Origin of the sequence: Sanguibacter inulinus (assembly GCF_013415325.1) — a bacterium.
In the GTDB taxonomy this organism is placed as follows: domain Bacteria; phylum Actinomycetota; class Actinomycetes; order Actinomycetales; family Cellulomonadaceae; genus Sanguibacter; species Sanguibacter inulinus.
On the sequence record NZ_JACBYE010000097.1, the window covers coordinates 1 to 4,873 of the forward strand.

Genomic DNA, 4,873 nt, shown 5'->3' on the forward strand with positions numbered 1-4,873 from the left:
AAGCAGGACTGAGCACCTGCGCCAGCCCCCAGACGCCGAGAGGCCCGGTCCGTGCGGACCGGGCCTCTCGGCGTCTGCAGTCCTCAGACCGTGAAGGTCAGGTACGGGACCCGCATCTCGCGCGGGGTCAACGAGCCGTGCACACCCACGAGGGCGATCGACCGGGGTGACTGCACCCTCGAGTCGACGACGGTCGCCCGGCCGCGCGCCGCGACGAGCACGTCGCCGATCCACGGCTCGACGTGCTCGGCGACCTCGCCGAACCAGCCGGCCTCGATCACCTCGGCCTTGGTCGCCACGAGGGCGTCGTCGCCCAGGACGTCCCGCCAGCGCTCGGCGAGCGACCCGGCGTTCTTGCGCTTGGTCGCGTGCAGGTGGACGGCACGCGGCTCCCCCGCCACGACCTTGACACCTTCGCGCAGCGCTGCGACCTGGGCGACGTCGCGCTGACGAGCCCTGTCGACGTCGACCATCCCGTGGTCGGCGGTCACGACCACCTGGGTCCCCGGCGGGAGGACGGTCTGCAGACGAGCGAGCTCGCGGTCGGCGAGCTCGAGGGCGTCGCCCCACTGCCACGACTCCGAGCCCTCGTGGTGGCCGACCTTGTCGACGTCGCCCCAGTACAGGTAGACGAGACCGGGGGTCATGAGCTCGAAGGCAGCAGCGTCGACGCGCGACTCCAGGCTCTCCGCGTTCCAGTACCTGGCCCCACGCAGCGCCGCACGGGTCATGCCCGACGCTGCGAAGCGCTCCGGTCCGATCGACGTCACCCGCACACCGGCGGAGCTGAGCTGCTCGAAGACCGTGGGTTCCCGCTGGAGGTCCGTGGGCTCGGGAGCACCGTCCCACGAGACGAGGTTCGCGAGCGTCCCGGTGTGCGGGTTGCGCACCGTGTAGCCGAGCATGCCCGTGCGCCCGGGACCGGACCCCGTCCCGAAGATGCCCATCGACACCGCGGTCGTGGACGGGAAGCCGCAGGTGATGACGGCGTCGTCGCGCAGCAGAGACCTGAGGAAGGGCGCGTGCCCGCTGCGCTCGCTGAGGTTGTCGAAGCCCAGGCCGTCGACGAGCACCACGCACACACGCTCGGCGGACGGGAGCCCGAGAGCAGCCTGCGCGGCGGCGTTGCGCCCGGCGTCGTCGACGACCCCGAGGGCCGCAGCGGCGGCCGGCAGGACCGACGCGAGAGAACGGCCCGTGCGGTCGGGGACGAGGAGCCCGAGGGCCTCGGCTGTCGCGGTGAGGGGCGCAGGCCCGTCGGTCACCGTCGCCCGCCGTGCGCTGCGTAGCCCGTCGCAGCCGAGAGCGCCTTCGCGAAGGCGACCGCCGAGCGGACAGCCTCGACTCCCTCAGCCTGCGCGCTCACGCGCACGAGCACGTCGTCGTTGGCCATCGACCCTGTGAGGCCGTGGTCTGCCTCGCACTGCGGGTCGGGGCACTGGGCGGGCTCGAGGTCGATGCGGGAGACCGCACCCCAGCCGACGGCCAGGGTCAGCTCGGTCGGCGCAGCGCCGGAGACGTGCTTCTCGGGGGCGTCGACCATGTGGGTGAGGACGACCGAGGTGATCTTGGCGAGCGGCACGGCCTCGGTCGTCGCCGCGGCGCTCGAGCGGGCGTCCTGCTGCCCGGCCTCGGGGTCCTCGGAGGCGTGGTCGTCGACGTGCGCGAGGACCAGCCGCGACGACGTGAGGACGAGCACCGTCACGTGGCGGCGGACCTCAGAGGTCGCGAAGGTCGTCTCGACGTGCACGAGGTGAGCCTCGACGGGCTCGTCGGCGATGGCGACGTCGAGGACGTCGGCGACGAGCTCGGGGTAGTACCCGGCCCTGTCGAGCTGTCGGCGGAGGTCTGCGGAGAGGTCACGGCTGCTGGTCGAGGACACCCGACCATCCTAGTCACCTCGCCCTGGTCACCCGGCCCGGGTCGCTCCGCCCTGACCGACCCGGCTCAGTCCGGCAGCGCCCGGCGCAGGCCGTCCTTGCGGTTGGCAGACTCGACGGTGACGCGCGCGCTGAGCACGGCGGCCCCGCGCTCGGCGACGACGACGGGGTAGAGCTCGAGGGACCGGACCTCGGGGTGATCGTCGGCGAGCTCGCTGACCCGTCCGATGAGGTCTTCGATCGCCGCAGCGTCGGCCGGCGGCAGACCCTTGTAGCCGAAGAGGCGCGGTGCCGCGCGGACCGAGCGCACCATGTGGGCCACGTCGGTCGTCGTGAGCGGCGGCACGCCATAGCTGACGTCGCCGAGCAGGTCGACGGCGTCGCCCGAGAGCCCGAAGGACACGACGGGTCCGTAGAGCTCGTCCTCGGTCGACCGGATGACGCAGGCGACTCCCGCAGGGGCCATGCGCTGGACCTCGAGCGGACGGGCTGCAGGGTGGCGGAGCTCGGGCACGTGGTCGACGAGCGACGACTGCATCTGCGCCACGTCGGTGCGCAGCTCGGCCTCGTCGAGGATGTCGAGGCGCACACCTCCGAGGTCGGCGCGGTGGCGCAAGGACTCGGCCGTGCTCTTGAGGGCGACGGGCCAGCCGAGCTCGTGCGCGGCCGCGACGGCCTCGTCGGCGTCTCGGACGGGCACGGACTCCCAGACGTCGATGCCGTAGCAGGCGAGCAGCGCCCTGACCTCGTCGGCCGGGAGCGCTGTGCGTCGGCCCTCGACGGTGTGCCTGTCGATCACCGCACGGGCCCCGGCCACGTCGACGTCGGAGTAGGTGAGCGGGGTGCCGTGGTCCTGGTGGCGCCACGTGGCGTAGCGGACGACGGCGCCGAGCGCCTGGACGGCGTCCTCGGGCGTGGAGTACGCAGGCACCGTGACGGTGCGCGCAGCCGAACCACCCTCGGCGGCAGCCGCAGGTGCTGGTGCCGGGACGTCCCCCTGGTCGGCGCGCTCGGCCGGGACCTCGACGGTGAGCTCGGGCAGCAGCCCGTGCAGACCGAGGACGCTCGCGACGGTCGGCCGGCCCGAGCGGGCCGCGGCCTGTGCGACGGCGGCGCAGAACCTCGCGTCGGTCCCGCCGAGGACGGGCACGTGGACGGCGACCACCACGTCGCAGGCACCCTCGGCGTAGACCGCGTCGATCGCCGCGAGGTTCTCCTCCTCGGTCGCGTCCTCCCGCACGACGGCGACGTGGCTGGTCACCACGAGCCCGGCGGTGCCGGCGGCCTCCGCGACGATCGCCGAGAGCGGCGCCGAGCCGGCGACGATCCCGACGCGTCGACCCGAGGGCAGCGGCTGGTGCGCGAAGAGCTGGATGATGTCGAGCATCTGGTGGGTGTTCTCGGCGCGGACGACCCCGGACTGGCGGAACATCTCTTCGAGGGTGCGGCGCGGGGCCCGCGTCGGCCGCACGGCGTGGCCGGCCGGGACGACGTGCCCCGAGCGGCCTGCGGTGACCACCACGACGGGCTTGACGAGCGAGAGGCGTCGGGCGATCCGCGAGAACTTGCGCGGGTTGCCGATCGACTCGAGGTACAGCCCGGCGACGTCGGTCGACTCGTCGTCCTGCCAGAACTGCATGAGGTCGTTGCCCGACACGTCGGCCCGGTTGCCGGCCGAGACGAAGGACGAGACCCCCACGCCGCGCCGCCACACGGTCGCGAGGACGGTGACAGCCATCGGCGCCGACTGGCAGAAGATCCCGACCGTGCCGGCCGGTGGGAGCACAGGGGCGAGCGAGGCGTTGAAGACGCCCTCGGGCCGGCGGGCGAACATCCCGTACGAGCCCGGGCCGACCACGCGCATCCCGGCGGCGTGCGCGGTCCGGACGATCTCGCGCTGGAGCGCGAGCCCTTCGGCTCCGGTCTCGGCATACCCGGGGCCGGAGACGACGACGCCTCGGACTCCGAGGCGGGCGAGGGAGCGGACGGTCGCGAGCGTGTCGGCGGGGTGCGCGACGACGAGCGCCAGGTCGACGGGCGCCTCGACGTCGTCGAGGGTGTCGACGAAGCGCAGGCCTGTCGGGTCGCCGATCTCGGCGCGCAGCGCGTCGGTCGCCCCGACGACGGTCATGGTGACGTCACCGTCGCGCAGGTGGGCGCTGATCGCCCGGGCGGCCATCCGCGCCTGCAGGCTCGTCGCGTCGGCGTCGCCAGGCGGGACCACGACGATCGAGCGCGGGGTGAACAGCCCGACCATGCTGCGGGCCTCGGCGCGGTGCTCCCGGTCGATCATCACCTGCCGCGAGCGCTCGGTCGGGTCGAGGTCGATGCTCACGGTGACGATGCCGTCGTCGACGTGCTGGGTGGTCTCGTACCCGGCCTCTCGGAAGACGGCGAGCATCTTGCCGTTCTGCGGCAGGACCTCCGCCGTGAAGTGCGTGATGCCGACCTCGCGGGCCGCGGCGGCGATGTGCTCGAGCAGCGCGGAGCCGAGCCCTCGGCCCTGGTGGGAGTCGGCGATGTTGAAGGCGACCTCGGCCTCGCGGGGCGCGATGGTGTCGAAGCGGGCGACGCCGATGATCTGCTCGGAGCCGTCCGCAGCCGAGGTCACCGCGACGAGGGCGACCCTGTCACGGTGGTCCAGGACTGTGAAGCGGGTGAGGTCGCGGGCCGAGAGACGTTCCATCGCGGCGAAGAACCGCATGTAGGTGGACCGTTCGGACTGCGCGGTGTGGAAGCGCTGCAGCGCGTCGCGGTCGGCCGCGGTGATCGGGCGCAGGTGGGCGGTGGTCCCGTCCGAGAGGACGACGTCGGCCTCCCACTCCTGCGGGTAGCCGGCCTCTGTCGCGACGCCGTCGTCGGCGGAAGAGTCAGGTGGGGTGGTCACAGGTACAGGCTATGCGCCCGTGGGCGCGGCTCGGGGGCTGGCACACCGGCTCTCGTGCGAAACTGTGGGCCAGAACCCTCCGCGCCTCCCCCGCGCACCCCACAGC

Annotated in this window: 3 protein-coding genes; all 3 read right to left on the bottom strand. The window is 73.3% G+C overall.

The window, feature by feature from the left end:
• Positions 1 to 83 precede the first annotated feature (83 nt).
• Positions 84 to 1,265, bottom strand: a complete 1,182-nt coding sequence (locus HZZ10_RS18960; RefSeq protein ID WP_179914705.1) for an alkaline phosphatase family protein — start codon at positions 1,263 to 1,265, stop codon at positions 84 to 86.
• Positions 1,262 to 1,882 carry a DUF5998 family protein gene (locus HZZ10_RS18965; protein ID WP_056132205.1) on the bottom strand — a complete coding sequence of 207 codons (621 nt, stop codon included), beginning with the start codon at positions 1,880 to 1,882 and terminating at the stop codon, positions 1,262 to 1,264. The genes HZZ10_RS18960 and HZZ10_RS18965 overlap by 4 nt, the downstream gene beginning before the upstream one ends.
• A 65-nt stretch (positions 1,883 to 1,947) precedes the next feature.
• Positions 1,948 to 4,767, bottom strand: coding sequence for a bifunctional acetate--CoA ligase family protein/GNAT family N-acetyltransferase (locus tag HZZ10_RS18970; RefSeq protein WP_179914706.1), 2,820 nt, complete (start codon positions 4,765 to 4,767; stop codon positions 1,948 to 1,950).
• Positions 4,768 to 4,873: the final 106 nt, after the last annotated feature.